This window comes from Rhizobium rhizogenes NBRC 13257 (assembly GCF_000696095.1).
GTDB classification, from domain to species: Bacteria; Pseudomonadota; Alphaproteobacteria; order Rhizobiales; family Rhizobiaceae; genus Rhizobium; species Rhizobium rhizogenes.
In genome coordinates this window covers 1-12,833 of sequence record NZ_BAYX01000022.1, presented here as the reverse complement: position 1 = coordinate 12,833, position 12,833 = coordinate 1, and the positions used below count along the sequence as shown (strand labels likewise).

The following is a 12,833-nucleotide window of genomic DNA, read 5'->3' as shown; positions in this document are numbered from 1 at the left end:
TCAGCCTTGCTTTGACCATGCAAGCGACAATCGCGGGAATCGCTGTCTTATCGCCCCAGAATAACGTCCAGCAGCGAGGTGCGATGCGGCCTTGCCGTTGCCGGTGTCGGAGCGGTATCGCCGATGTCGGCCGGCGGGATATCGCCGGTATCGTAGGAGTTGGCGCTGTAGGGGTTATTGTCATTGGCCAGGTTTGCGGGCGGCAGATCTTCCAGATCGTCGTTCGCGGCGGTTTGATTGCCCTGCTGCTGGATCGGCTGCTGTGCAGGCCGTTGCTGGAGCGTCGGTTGGCCTTGATGCGCGACCTGGCCGCCGTCGCCTCCGAGCGTGCCGGAAATAATACCGTCGATCGTCGCCGGTTGGTTGGCGCCGGGTGCGGATTGCGCCATCGGCACGCTGTTGTCGATGATCTGGCCGCCGCCGAAGATCGGGGTCGGGCTCAGGCCCTTATGGGCGGCGACCATGAATTCCTTCCAGGCCTTGGCCGGCAGTCCGCCACCCGTCACCTTCTTCATCGATTTGCCGTCGTCATTGCCGAACCAGACGCCCGTCGTCAGGTGGCTGGTGAAGCCGACGAACAGCGCGTCGCGGAAGGATTGCGTCGTGCCGCTCTTGCCGGCGGCCTGCCAGCCGGGGATGCGGGCGGATTTGCCGGTGCCGAAGTTGATGACGCCGGCCATCATCGCATTCATGTTGGTGACGACGTCGGGGTTGAGAACCCGCGGTGGATTGTCGAAATTCGCCTGATAGAGCACCTTGCCGGACGCGGTCGTCACCTTGGTGATCACATGCGGCGTCGCCTTGAAGCCGCCGTTCATGAAGGAGGCATAGGCCGAGGTCAGCTCCAGCAGCGACACCTCCGACGTGCCGAGCGCGATCGAGGCATTGGCCTGCAGATCCGATTCGATGCCGAGCCTGTGGGCGACCTTGATCACCTGATCCGGTCCGACTTCCGTCGCAAGCTGGGCGGCGACCGTGTTTAGCGAGTGGGCGACGGCCGTCGCAAGCGTGACCGGGCCGCTATATTTCTGCTCGTAATTCTCCGGCGCCCAGTTGCCGATCTTCACCGGCGCATCGTTGCGGATCGAGTTCGGCGTCAGGCCCATTTCCAGTGCTGCAGTATAGACGAAGGGCTTGAAGGCCGAGCCCGGCTGGCGTTTGGCGGTGACGGCGCGGTTGAACTGGCTCTGCGCATAATCCCGGCCGCCGACCAGCGCGCGGATCGCACCGGTTGCGTCGACGGAAACGAGCGAGGCCTGCGAGGCGCTGAGCTTCTTGCCGTCCTTGGCGAGCACGTCGTTCAACGCCTGTTCGGCCTTTTCTTCCAGCGACATGTCGATGGTGGTGTCGACGGTCAGGTCTTCCTTGACGTCGCCGCCGATCAGGCCGGGAAGCTGGCCCATGACCATGTCGGCCACGTAGTTCTCAGCCCCGCTCCAATAGCTCTTTGCCCGTGTCGGCGGCTGCGACATCGCCGTCTTGATATCGGCTTCGCTGATGAAGCCCTGGTCGCGCATCGCCTGCAGCACGAGCTGGGCGCGCGCTTCGGCAGCGGCCGGATCGCGCGCCGGCGACAGTTTCGACGGCGCCTTGACGAGGCCGGCGAGCATGGCTGCTTCGCCAAGGTTCACGTCACGCGCCGATTTGTTGAAGTAGCGCCGCGATGCCGCCTCGACGCCATAGGCGTTCGAGCCGAAATAGACACGGTTCAGATACATCGCCAGGATCTGGTCCTTGGTGAACTTGTGCTCCAGCCAGATGGCGAGCAGCACCTCCTGCACCTTGCGCTCCAGCGTGCGATCCGGCGACAGGAAGAGGTTCTTGGCGAGCTGCTGCGTCAGCGTCGAACCGCCCTGGACGGCATGGCCGGTCAGCACGTTTGTCACCACCGCGCGGCCAAGCCCGATCGGATCGAAGCCGAAATGGGAATAGAAACGATGATCCTCGATGGCAATCAGTGCCTCGGGAATATAGGGCGACATGTCGCTCAGCGCCAAGGCCTCGCCGCCGGTCGTGCCGCGATTGGCGATGATGCTGCCGTCGAGATCGGCGATCTTGACGTTCGGCGGCCGTTCGGGAATGGCCCAGGTGCTGGCGCTCGGCATGCGCGATCCGTAGTAAACCACCAGACCTGCGAGCCCGATGCCGGCCCAGATGCTGAGTACGATGCCCCAATAGATCGCGGAGCGGATGAAGCCGAAGAAGCCACCGCCGGAGCGCCGTCTCTGCTGCTTGCGCCGGCGGCTCGAGCGGCGTGGCTTGTCTGGCTCAGGGGAGCTGTCGCGCTTGGAACTTTCCCGTCCCGATGAGCGTCCGCCGCCGGCAATGCGTTCGCCGGCGCTGAAACCATCATCGCTACGTTCCTTACCGCTTGAGAAGGATGGTTCTATCCTCTGGCTTGATCTGCTTTTGCCTGCCATTGCGGACTGGTCGTACCCCTGATGGTTCCATGGATCGATATCTGATGCCGGCGTCGCCACGACTGCCCTCGCATCCGTTTGGGACACACAAGGGACGCAGTCAGCGCTTTTACCGGCGCATAAGCTTGAAAATCGACCATGATTTTCAAGCTTATGCGCCGCCGGCATTCGCCCACGAAATGATCGTGAAAATGTCGAAGCCCGAGGTGAACTGTAAATGCGGCGATTTAAGGAGGGATTAAGAATCCTCAACCGCCAATCGCGGTGGCGGCTTGTGTCCTTTCATGACGGGATCGTGCAAGGAACTTTTCCTCTTCTCGGGCATTCTCTTTTCACAAAAACAAGAGGGCGAGCGCAATGAGTTCACATATTGCGATAGAGAAGGTTGGCGAGACCAAGCTGCGGGAAGTCTGGAGTGTCGAGGATTTCGCGCGGCGGCACCGGATCTGCAAGGACGAAGAAGTCCGGCTGAAAAAGCTGTTCGGCGACTTCGCCACCAAGCAGGAATTGCTATCGAACGCGCAACGGCCACCTCTGTTTCGCTGAGCCTGTTCGGTAGGCCGGGGCGGTGTTCATGGGGTGTTCATCGCGGGATCGTTACAACGACAGGGTCTACTGCGGTGGAGGCTTACCATGTGGAAACGCTTTGAATTATGGCTGGTTGATCTGTTGGACCGAGTATTCGGGCTGGAAGAGCTTGCCCGCCGTGCCGGCTTTTCAGCCGATGACGCAAAGCGCATTGCGCGGGACAAGTAGGCGGGAACATCCAGATTCCGACCTCGTCTTTTCGTAAATTTTCACGCCATGAAGCGGTATCCTGGCGTGAAACATGACAGACCCGATCCCCAGCATGCAGACGTCATATTAACCTCTTCGGACCATCCCACCTTCATGTGCCGCGCCTGATAAGTTCCATATTTTCGAATGCTCTGATTGAGGCTATAGTAACTGCTTGTGGCTGTCTTGCTGGATGGCCCCAAGCAATTGATAGCGCGTGAGGAGGAGTATTCATGCGACACATCAAATGGAGCAATCCGATCGAGATCGGCTTCACTCAAGGCAGTTTCCAGACAGTCACCGGCCCTTCCGAGGCGCTGAATTGCATGGCCAACCTCTGGCCGGATCGACGTGGCCCGTTCTATGTGGCCGCCCGAAGCGTCTGCCGTGCCGCGATCGACGGGCGGAAATCCGCTGAGGAAGCCCGGGAGATATTCATTTCAGCGATGCGCGAGGCGCATTTGAAAACCCATTGAGGCAGCGCGGCGCCTTGACGCCGCCTGATCGCTCAAGCCTTCTGGACCGGCGTATGCCGGGCGTTGTCGCGCAACCTGCGAGTGCGTGCTCTCCCTATTAAATCATCCGTTTCCTTTGACCACGCATTGTCGACGGGCCGCTTTGCGGCCATGGGCGCGGGCCAATGAAAAAGGCCAGCGACGTGGGTCGCTGGCCTTTGCTACTTGTCGCTCGAGGCGACTATCGATTGAAGCCTCTCGGGGTCATACGGCAATCGGGTTGCGACGCCGGGCAGGGATCGACATGGTCGGGGCTGTAGGGCCCTGGCGCACCGGCATTCGGGCGTCGATTGTCTTGCCGTTGAGGCTGCGGCTGAGGCTGTGCCTGGGGTTGCGGCTGCGCCTGCTGCGGCTGGGGTTCTGGACGGCGCTGTTGATTGTCCTGGCGGTTGTCGTCGCGCCGGCGGTCTTGCCGGTTACCACCGCCCCAACCCTGATTGTCGTCCGGCTGCCGGTTCCAATCGCGGTTGCGATCCCGACGCTGTTGGCCCGAGTCCTGATTGTTGTCCTGTTGGTTGCCCCAATCGCGATTGCGATCGCGGCGTTGCTGGCCCCAGTCCTGATTATTGTCCGGCTGGTTGCTCCAATCACGATTGCGGTCCGGGCGGCGGTCCCAATTGCGATCCGAATCATTATCCCAGCCGGGATTACGGTCGGGGCGGCGATCCCAGCCCGAATCCGGGCGACGGTCGCTCCAGCCCGGTCCCCGGCGCCAGCGGTCGCGATCGCGGTAGAAGTCGCGGCCGCGATAATAGCGACCCCAATAGTCGTCGACATTGAAGGTGATGGTCGGGATGCCGAGCGGGCGGTAATATTGCGGGCCGACAAAGATGCGGCGCGATTGATAGGTTGCCTGGATGTAACGGCCGGCGACCCAGCCGCGTCCGCCGACGAAGGAGACGTCGCACCAGGGCGTTTCGTTGAGGCAGCCGTTGATCTCCAGCGGCACGCCGGCGGGGATCATGGTTACCGCCGGATATTGCGTGCTTGGGCCGGACCGCATGTTGACGTTGGCGGTGGCAAAACCTTCCGCGGCTTGCGCGAGCGCCGGTAGCGCGACGAGTGCCGTCAGCGTGAAGGCTGCGAGAAGCTTATGTCTCATGAATGCTCTCCCCCTGCGCGCCGCCGGCTTCATGGATTGCCCAGCGGCTGCGCCGATTGTTGTTGCCTGCCTGCTTCGCATATCCGCAAGAGGCGTTCGATGCGGTTACAGGATCCGGCATGCCGTTTCCAGTTTCGAGAAGATCAAAGCTGGCGCATTCACGGGATTTTGGAAGATCCAACGCCATTCTTTCAATCTTTTCCTAGGTTTTAAGAGGGTTTGCATGAATGCAGCTTGAACGGGTGCGCGAAAGGCCGTCAAAATCTCCGGGAATATTTAGGAAGGTTTGCTTATTATTTCGCGCGGCATCGAGACTTTCGTTCTATCGACCTTGAAATCACCGCATTCCCACCCGATATAGGTTTCAGTCATGCAGCCGGTAAATGCGTGGCGCGCCTCAAGGCGAGCCTCTTGCATTACTTGGACATTGCGAAAGTGGCGTTGACCATGTGTTAACCTTTCGCAATCAATCTGGCTGCAGTATCTATCTTTAAACTTTGACCACGGATGTACTGGCACTGATGTGAAGATGGATGACGAAAGGCCGGTTAGTTCCGGCCTTTTTGTTTATTGACTGTTGGTGGCGTGCTTTGCGGAAGCGGAGCGCGCCATTTTATTTTGCACTTTGTTCTGGCCAAAGAAAAACCGCCGCGGTTGCCCGCGGCGGTTTCATGGGAAGAAGCGCCCGGCGGAGCCGGACGATATGCTTTAGTTGACGGCCTTCTTTTCGGCGACCTTAACGACCTTGGCCGACTTTGCGGCAACAGGTCCCTTTTCGGCCGGAACATAGCCGGCGCCGATGTTGACGTTCAGCGAGATGTAATCGATAGCGCTCTGCTGGATAGCCGTTGCAAGGCTTTCCTGCGCGGTCGAAACGTTGCGCTGTGCATCGAGAACGTCGAGCAGCGAGGAGGCGCCGTCCTTATAGCTTGCCGTAGAGAGCTGCAGGGCTTCCTGGTAGGATTTCACCTGCGCACGCAGCGCCGAGACAGTCTGTGCATCGCGGCTGACGGCCGACAGGGCGTTTTCGACGTCTTCTACAGCCGATCGCACCGTCTGCTGCCAGACGATATACAGTTCGCGGCTCGACGATTCGGCGGTCTTGACGTTAGCGCGAAGCGCGCCGCCGTCGAAGATCGGCAGCGTCAGAGTTGGGCCGAACGACCAGGTCGTCAGGCTGCCGCTCCTGGACGACGTGTGGACATAGGACGGCGAGATAGCGCCGCTGAGGGTGATCGTCGGGAAGAGCTGCGCTTCCGCTACACCGATCTGGGCGGTTGCGTTGGCGAGGTTGCGCTCGGCAACGCGGATGTCAGGCCGGTTGCGGATCAGGTCGGCTGGGATACCCGAATTGACGCGGCCGCGGAATACCGGCTGCCTGCCGCCGCCCTGCATCTGGGCGATGACGGTTGCCGACGACACGTTGAGCAGGGTTGCGATATGATGGACGGACTGACGATAGCTGATTTCGAGACCGGGAACTTCGGAAAGCGTCGAATTGACGAGACCTTCGGCCTGGACGACGTCGAGGCGGGAAGCAGCACCGGCTTCGAGCTGGAACTTGGTCAGGGCCAGCGTCTCGCGACGGGACTTCAAGTTGTCCTGCGCGATCGAGATGCGAGCCTGGTAGTAACGGGCGTTGACGTAGCTGTTGGCCAGATCCTGCAGATAGGTCAGGCGAGCGGTGTCGACGCTGGAATAGGCCGCGTCGAGCGATGCGACGGCGCCTTCCTTGGCGCGGCGATACTGACCCCAGAGGTCGAGCAGCCACGAAACCGAAGCTCCGCCAGTGGTGGAGTTCTGCGTTTCGCTCTGCGTACGCAGGCTGCCCTTCTGGCCGTTGGTCGTATGATCGCCGGAGGCAGTAAGGCTCGGCAGTCCGCCGGCGCCGGCGGTAATGACCGCGGCCTGCGCCTGGTTGATGCGTTCCAGCGCCTGCTGAATATTGAGGTTTTCGGCAAGTCCCTGCGCTGCAAAGGCGTTCAGCTTGGAGTCACCGAAGGCGGTCCACCATTGAGACCCGGCCAGATCGCCGTTGATCTTCGTACCACCCTCCGAGAATTTGGCCGGGAGAGGCATTTCCGGTGGCTTATGATCGGGGCCGCTGACGCAACCTGCTAGAAAAAGAAGCAGGGCGGGGGCGGCAGTACGAATGGATACCATCACATTATCCCACAATTCAATTTACATGATCACTATTTAACGGGGTCGACGTGACCCCATATGTGTCGGCGCTCCTGCCTACGCAATACAACAAATGGTCCGAAGCAGTTCGGCGCCAATCTAGCAACGAGTTTTGCAATAGCACAGTGCCTTTTGCCATTTCTCGTCGGCGAACATATGTGGGATCGTGACAAATATCAGGCTTTTGGTAAAAAAATTTTAAAGTGTTGCAAAAAACATACCCTTTCCGCCGCTACCTAAGGCGGTGGGAAGCCTGAAACTCGGCGCAATATGCAACTTCAGGGCGGCTCCCCGCCCTGAAACGCGGTCGCAGCGACGATCGACCGGCTCTTACGGGAAATAGCGCTCAAGGCTTGCGCGAACCCGGTCGCGCGGTGTTGCGCCGCGGTCATCGGGGACGAAAGACTTGCCCGTGATCGCTTCGTAAGCGCGGATATACACTTTCGAGGTCTGCTCGACGAGGTCGAGCGGGATCTCCGGGATCTCGTCCTTATAGGGATCGCAACGTTCGGCCACCCAGGCGCGGACAAAATCCTTGTCGAAGCTTGCGGGGCGGGTGCCTTTGTCGAAACTGTCCTGGTAGCTGTCGGCCAGCCAGTAACGGCTGCTGTCCGGCGTATGGATTTCGTCGGCGAGGATGATGGTGCCGTTTTCATCGGTGCCAAATTCATATTTGGTGTCGACGAGGATCAGCCCCTGCTTGCTGGCGATTTCCTGGCCGCGTGCAAATAGGGCCAGCGCATAGTCCGACAGGGTCTGCCATTGCTCACTTGTCAGAAGCCCGCCCTCGACAATCTGCGTCGGTGTCAACGGTTCGTCATGGCCGCCGTCGAATTCCTTGCTGGTCGGGGTGATGATCGGCGTCGGCAGGATTTGGTTGTCGCGCATGCCGTCCGGCAGTGTGATGCCGTACATTTCGCGCTGACCCTTCTTATAGAGTGTCAGGATCGAGGTGCCGGTGGTGCCGGCCAGATAGCCGCGAACGACGACTTCCACCGGCAGGATGTCCAGCCGCTTGCCGACGACCACGTTCGGGTCGGGATAGGCGATGACATGGTTCGGGCAGATGTCCTTGGTCGCCTCGAACCAGTAGCGTGCCGTCTGCGTCAGCACCTGGCCCTTATAGGGAATGCAGGTGAGGATGCGATCGAAGGCGCTCAGCCGGTCCGTGCTGATGATGATGCGGCTGCCATCCGGCAGGTCGTAGTTCTCACGCACCTTGCCGCGGTAGTAATTGGGCAGTTCCGGAAAATGGGCTTCGGAGAGAATTCGCAACACGGTCACCAGCGGGCTCGTGCATCCGCCCCGCGGACGCTTCATGACTGGACCCTTAATTTGTGCTCCGCCGATGTCAAGTAAAGCGCGGCCTCAAATCCGGAACCAGCCGATCAGGGCCGGCGCCAGCCGCCGTTCTCTGTCCTGTCGAGGATCGGTGTCGAAAACACGCCGACGATCCGCTCGCTCCATGTCGTGCCCGATGCATCGACCTGCTCCCGCCAGCGCTCGGATTGCAGCATCGCCGCGCCGATAACCACGGGTTCGATGGCGCATGCGCTCAAAAGCTCCAGACCCGAGACGATCGAGGCGCCGCTCGAGATCACGTCATCGATCAGCGCCACCCGCTTGCCCTCAAGGAGCGGCAGCATGCGCGGATCTACATAAAGACGCTTCTCCTGGTTGGGCGTGGTGATAGAGGACAGCGGCACCGACAGCTCCTCGCGATACCAGAACTTGCGCGACGTCCCGAGCGGAACATAACGATCATGGCCGAGTGCCCGGGCGACCGCGCTTGCCAGCGTCAGCCCGAGCGTCGGCAGCCCGGCGACGACATCGATATCATAAGCTGCGATACGCTCAGCCAGCGCTTGCGCCAGCGCCTCCTGCACGGAAAAACCTGCCTGATTGATGATCAGCGACGCCAGCGCATGCTCGCCATCGGCGAGCATGCGGATCGGCAGGCGCAATTGCCGCCCGTCGGGCAATTCCGCCACATAGACATCGCGGAATTCACCCGATGTCGGAAAGCTCTTCGGCGGATGAAGCTCCTGCCAAAAATCATGGGGCTGCATTGCGTCCGGCCTTCATTCCGTTTCGTCCGGTCTTTTCCATGCCTGCGCGACGGCGAAGTCCGAGAACCTCCGCCTCCGTCAACGCCCTGACCGCGCCCTTTGCAAGGTCGCCAAGCGCAATGTCGCCAAAGGCGACACGCACCAGCCGCAGGCACTCGACGCCGAGCACCTCCAGCATCCGGCGGATCTGCCGGTTGCGGCCCTCCTTGAGCTCAACCTCGATCCAGCCGTTGCGATCGCCGCTGCGCAGCAGGCGGGCGGCGGTCGCGGTCAGAAGCTCGCCGTCGTCGATAACACCGCGCTCCATCCGGTCCAGCAGCTCCTGCTCCATGATGGTGTTGACCTGCACATGATAGATCTTGCCCACATGGCTGATCGGATCGAGCAGCGCCTGCGCCAGCACGGTATCATTGGTAAAGAGAAGCAGCCCTTCGCTTGCCTTGTCCAGCCGCCCGACCGGCGCCAGATGCCGGGCGTCGATGTCCCTCAGACAATCATAGACCGTCGGCCGGCCCTCGGGATCGTCGCGCGTCGTCACCAGCCCGCGCGGCTTGTTCAGCATGAAATAGAGCTTCTTTTCCGCAGCGATTGCCTCGCCGTCGACGGCAATCCGCGCACGGTCGAGATCGATCCAGGCGGTGGGATCGGTGATCTCCCGACCGTCGACGGTCACGCGGCCGGCCGCAATCAGTGCCTCCGCCTGCGTGCGGGAACAATAGCCGAGCTTCGATAGCGCGCGCGGCAAGGTCACGCGTTTGCCGTCGCTCTCCTGCCGGCCCTTTGCCGGCTTGCCCGATCTTTGCGGAGAATGTCTTTGGCTCACCCTTGCCTCGTCCTTGCGTCGCCATGGTCAGGCGCGCCGGCCTGACGATGCCAATCCTTTCGCATGAGGATCGCCACGACGCAAATCCTGGAATGGGGAAATGCATGACGACAGGCGAGGGCTCGCGTCTTGTCGACGCGAGCCCTGCCGAGGGTCCGGAGCGGCGATGGGGTCGGGTAGGACGACATCGGGGCCGATGCCGCCCCTCGCTCCGGAGGGACGGCGATAAACCTGCCTAGCGTCTGTTTCCGGGATTTTTCAGAAAAGTGGAAATTTGTTACAGTTTGTAACGCCGGTCGTTTCCCTGTTGTCAAAGACGCCCTTTGCCTCGCATGGATAAGCCATGGCTTCTGCATCGCTGCTTCTGGTCGAGGACGACCGCGAAATAAGAGCACTCCTTGAGGAGTTCCTCACCCGTGAGGATTATACCGTCGAGGCGGTCGACAGTGCTGCCGCCATGGATCGCGCGCTGGCCAGGGGCTTTCCCGATCTCATCATTCTTGATCTAATGCTGCCGGGCGAGGACGGTCTGTCGGCCTGCCGCCGCATTCGGACGCGCAGCCGCGTGCCGATCCTGATGCTGACGGCGAAGTCGGAGGATATCGACCGCATTCTCGGCCTGGAGATGGGCGCCGACGATTATCTCGGCAAGCCCTTCAATCCGCGCGAACTTTTGGCGCGCATCCGCGCCATTCTGCGCCGTGCCGGGCCGGAGCGCCCGGAGGAGGTGGTCGGTTCGCGACGGCGCAAGAGCTTTGCCGGCCTCATCGTCGATCTCGACGGCAGGGCGATCGAGGTGGAAGGCGAAGGCCCGATGCGCCTGACGACCGCCGAGTTCGACCTGCTCGTCTGCTTCCTCGAGCGGCCGCGCCGGGTGCTGTCGCGTGATCAGTTGCTCGACTGGACGCGCGGGCGCGGCGCCGACCCGTTCGATCGCACCATCGACGTAACGGTGTCGCGCCTGCGCACCAAGCTCGCGCAGTATTTGCCGGACGGCGCGCAGATCATTACCACGGTGCGCAATGCCGGCTATCTCCTGACCGCTGATGTAAGGGATGTCTGAGCCATGCTGAAACTCGGTCTAGTTTCGCGTATCATCATGATCGTCGCCGTGGCGCTGTTCATCATCCAGCTCGCCGCTTTCGTTGCCGCCAGCCTGAAGCCGGACACGCCGCTCAGCCACGAGTTTTCGCCGGCGACGCAGATCAAGTCGACGCTGCGCCTCCTTGATGCCATTCCGCCGGAAACGCAGGAACAGGCCGTGCGAGCACTGAATGCCGCCGGTCTGGATCTGCGCCTGGCCGATATCGTCACGCCAGCGCCAAACGATGCGGCTACCGATCCGGCTCTCGACCGCAAACTGGCGCGCGACTATGCCAGCATGGCGCTCGGCAACCGTTATTTCCGCCTGCGCGCGCTTCCCGAACGGCCGCAGGGAAGCTGGTTTTCGGTCGGTGCATCCGACCGGACCATCGAAGTCTCGATCGGTCTTACCAGCGGCAAGGTCGCGGTCTTCAACCTGGCCGATACGCCGACCGTGCGATTGTACGGAATGCCCGTGGGCTTCATGGCCGGACTTCTCGGCGTGCTGGTGGCGGTGATCGCCATTGTTGCGGTGGCGCGCGAGACCCGGCCGCTGACGCGGCTGTCACGCACGGTCAATTCCATCGGCAAGGGCCTGCAGCCGATCAATATTCCCGAGCGCGGTGCCTGCGAGCTGCGCTTGCTGATCCGTGCCATCAACGGCATGCAGTTGCGCATCGCCGCCTTGGTCAACAACCGCACCCTGATCCTCGGCGCCATCTCTCATGATCTGAGGACCTATCTGACCCGTTTTCGCCTGCGCATGGAGATGATGCCGGATACGCCGCATCGTGAGCGGGCGATCGCCGATGTCGAGGCCATGCAGCGCTTGGTCGAGGAGGCATTGGGTTTTGCCCGCAGCACGGTCGTTTCCGCGGGGAGGGATATCACCGATCTCGACGGCACTGTTCGTACTCTCGTTGCCGAGCGTCAGGATGCTCAAGGCCTTGTCTCGTTCTCACCGCTCGGACGGGAGCTGGAGGTGACGATACCGCAGACGGCGCTGGCGAGGGTGCTCGATAATCTGATCGACAATGCGCTGCGCTATGGCGCCAGCGCCGATGTCCGTGTCGAATGTCGCGGCGATCATGCTGCCGTCATCATCGGCGATCGTGGTCCGGGCATTCCGGCGGAGCGGCGCAAGGACGTGCTTGAACCTTTCATCCGGCTGGAGGAATCGCGCAATCGCGATCTCGGGGGGAGTGGTCTCGGATTGACGATCGTCCGGCAGATCCTCGATACGCATAATGGCGCGCTCTGCCTGGAGGATCGCAGCGGCGGCGGGCTCGACGCCATAATATTGCTGCCGCTTGCGGTGAGTGATCGGATTGCCGCCTGAAGCGGGGCACACCAAAGGGATCGCGCGATGCGCGACTTAGGCCATTGATGCGTGAGCGATCAATGGCAGGTCAGAAAGCGTGCTAGCTCCTCACGGCTGACGACGACGCCAGCGGCGGCTTTTCGCGGATCCGGATGGGTATAGGTGAAGCTCGGCAGGTCAGGCAGGTCCAATGCCTGACGCATGTTCATGATACCGAGCGCCTTCCGTCCGGCGGCGCTATCGACACTGACTTCGACGATGCTCTTTGAGCTTGTTGTATCCATGATGTCCTCCCACCTTATTTATATAACAGAAATTCCTTAACTAATACCGCTATTTTATAGGGGGAATGGCAACAAAGAGATCCAGCCGCGCTTCGCCATCGCAAAGCTCTATTGCCTTTGGTTTGATGGTAAGAAGGGGTGTTGCGACCGTGCTAAAGGCGGCGGACGGTTCATTTGCCGCTGAAAATCGAAAATTTTGACCAGTTGGACAAGATTTTTCACGGGATTGGCTGGGAGAAGCGGCTCGCATCTCCG

At 61.1% G+C, this 12,833-nt stretch carries 14 protein-coding genes; 5 read left to right on the top strand and 9 right to left on the bottom strand.

Going from position 1 to position 12,833, the window contains the following annotated elements:
- Positions 1–47 precede the first annotated feature (47 nt).
- Positions 48–2,420, bottom strand: a complete 2,373-nt coding sequence (locus RRH01S_RS29275; RefSeq protein WP_012650711.1) for a transglycosylase domain-containing protein — start codon at positions 2,418–2,420, stop codon at positions 48–50.
- 357 nt (positions 2,421–2,777) lie between these two features.
- Between RRH01S_RS29275 and RRH01S_RS29270 the strand changes: the two genes are divergently transcribed.
- From RRH01S_RS29270 to RRH01S_RS29265, 3 genes are all read left to right on the top strand, one after another.
- The gene (locus tag RRH01S_RS29270) at positions 2,778–2,966 is read left to right on the top strand and encodes a hypothetical protein (protein WP_007690234.1); all 189 of its coding nucleotides are present in this window, start codon (positions 2,778–2,780) and stop codon (positions 2,964–2,966) included.
- 87 nt (positions 2,967–3,053) lie between these two features.
- Entirely contained in the window at positions 3,054–3,176 is a 123-nt protein-coding gene (locus RRH01S_RS35135) for a hypothetical protein (RefSeq protein WP_007690233.1), read from the top strand.
- A 254-nt stretch (positions 3,177–3,430) separates the two neighbouring features.
- Positions 3,431–3,673, top strand: coding sequence for a DUF982 domain-containing protein (locus RRH01S_RS29265; protein WP_007690231.1), 243 nt, complete (start codon positions 3,431–3,433; stop codon positions 3,671–3,673).
- Between the two features lie 220 nt (positions 3,674–3,893).
- Here the strand turns inward: RRH01S_RS29265 and RRH01S_RS29260 are convergent, their stop codons facing one another.
- The 6 genes from RRH01S_RS29260 to RRH01S_RS29235 form a co-directional block, all read right to left on the bottom strand.
- A complete protein-coding gene (locus RRH01S_RS29260; protein ID WP_042476477.1) occupies positions 3,894–4,814 on the bottom strand; it encodes an SH3 domain-containing protein in 921 nt (306 codons plus the stop codon).
- Positions 4,804–5,001, bottom strand: a complete 198-nt coding sequence (locus RRH01S_RS29255) for a hypothetical protein (protein ID WP_034516897.1) — start codon at positions 4,999–5,001, stop codon at positions 4,804–4,806. Before RRH01S_RS29255 ends, RRH01S_RS29260 begins: the two co-directional genes overlap by 11 nt.
- Positions 5,002–5,522: 521 nt before the next feature.
- Positions 5,523–6,977, bottom strand: a complete 1,455-nt coding sequence (locus RRH01S_RS29250; RefSeq protein WP_007690226.1) for an efflux transporter outer membrane subunit — start codon at positions 6,975–6,977, stop codon at positions 5,523–5,525.
- Positions 6,978–7,328: 351 nt separating this feature from the next.
- Positions 7,329–8,273 (bottom strand): phosphoribosylaminoimidazolesuccinocarboxamide synthase, encoded by a 945-nt coding sequence (locus RRH01S_RS29245; RefSeq protein ID WP_041722981.1) that lies wholly within the window; start codon positions 8,271–8,273, stop codon positions 7,329–7,331.
- 113 nt (positions 8,274–8,386) lie between these two features.
- Positions 8,387–9,067, bottom strand: a complete 681-nt coding sequence (locus RRH01S_RS29240; protein WP_012650713.1) for a phosphoribosyltransferase — start codon at positions 9,065–9,067, stop codon at positions 8,387–8,389.
- Entirely contained in the window at positions 9,054–9,890 is an 837-nt protein-coding gene (locus tag RRH01S_RS29235) for a pseudouridine synthase (RefSeq protein WP_007690222.1), read from the bottom strand. The genes RRH01S_RS29240 and RRH01S_RS29235 overlap by 14 nt, the downstream gene beginning before the upstream one ends.
- 343 nt (positions 9,891–10,233) lie before the next feature.
- On the opposite strand from RRH01S_RS29235, the gene RRH01S_RS29230 reads away from it, so the two are divergent.
- Positions 10,234–10,953: a response regulator gene (locus RRH01S_RS29230; RefSeq protein WP_007690220.1), complete on the top strand. Its 720-nt coding sequence runs from the start codon at positions 10,234–10,236 to the stop codon at positions 10,951–10,953.
- Between the two features lie 3 nt (positions 10,954–10,956).
- On the top strand, positions 10,957–12,312 hold the full coding sequence (locus tag RRH01S_RS29225) for an ATP-binding protein (protein ID WP_007690218.1): 1,356 nt from the start codon (positions 10,957–10,959) through the stop codon (positions 12,310–12,312).
- Positions 12,313–12,371: 59 nt separating this feature from the next.
- On the opposite strand, the gene RRH01S_RS29220 is transcribed toward RRH01S_RS29225, so the two are convergent.
- Both RRH01S_RS29220 and RRH01S_RS34705 read right to left on the bottom strand, forming a co-directional pair.
- Positions 12,372–12,578, bottom strand: a complete 207-nt coding sequence (locus RRH01S_RS29220; RefSeq protein WP_007690216.1) for a hypothetical protein — start codon at positions 12,576–12,578, stop codon at positions 12,372–12,374.
- Between the two features lie 49 nt (positions 12,579–12,627).
- A partial coding sequence (locus RRH01S_RS34705) for a hypothetical protein (protein WP_210165235.1) occupies positions 12,628–12,833 on the bottom strand: 206 nt, incomplete at its 5' end.

Bases quoted from the DNA above. Each gene is read 5' to 3' on its own strand.
- RRH01S_RS29260 (WP_042476477.1), bottom strand. From the start codon at position 4,814: ATGAGACATAAGCTTCTCGCAGCCTTCACGCTGACGGCACTCGTCGCG.
- RRH01S_RS29225 (WP_007690218.1), top strand. From the start codon at position 10,957: ATGCTGAAACTCGGTCTAGTTTCGCGTATCATCATGATCGTCGCCGTG.
- RRH01S_RS29240 (WP_012650713.1), bottom strand. From the start codon at position 9,067: ATGCAGCCCCATGATTTTTGGCAGGAGCTTCATCCGCCGAAGAGCTTT.
- RRH01S_RS29255 (WP_034516897.1), bottom strand. From the start codon at position 5,001: ATGGCGTTGGATCTTCCAAAATCCCGTGAATGCGCCAGCTTTGATCTT.
- RRH01S_RS29230 (WP_007690220.1), top strand. From the start codon at position 10,234: ATGGCTTCTGCATCGCTGCTTCTGGTCGAGGACGACCGCGAAATAAGA.
- RRH01S_RS29270 (WP_007690234.1), top strand. From the start codon at position 2,778: ATGAGTTCACATATTGCGATAGAGAAGGTTGGCGAGACCAAGCTGCGG.
- RRH01S_RS35135 (WP_007690233.1), top strand. From the start codon at position 3,054: ATGTGGAAACGCTTTGAATTATGGCTGGTTGATCTGTTGGACCGAGTA.
- RRH01S_RS29220 (WP_007690216.1), bottom strand. From the start codon at position 12,578: ATGGATACAACAAGCTCAAAGAGCATCGTCGAAGTCAGTGTCGATAGC.
- RRH01S_RS29265 (WP_007690231.1), top strand. From the start codon at position 3,431: ATGCGACACATCAAATGGAGCAATCCGATCGAGATCGGCTTCACTCAA.
- RRH01S_RS29275 (WP_012650711.1), bottom strand. From the start codon at position 2,420: ATGGCAGGCAAAAGCAGATCAAGCCAGAGGATAGAACCATCCTTCTCA.
- RRH01S_RS29250 (WP_007690226.1), bottom strand. From the start codon at position 6,977: ATGGTATCCATTCGTACTGCCGCCCCCGCCCTGCTTCTTTTTCTAGCA.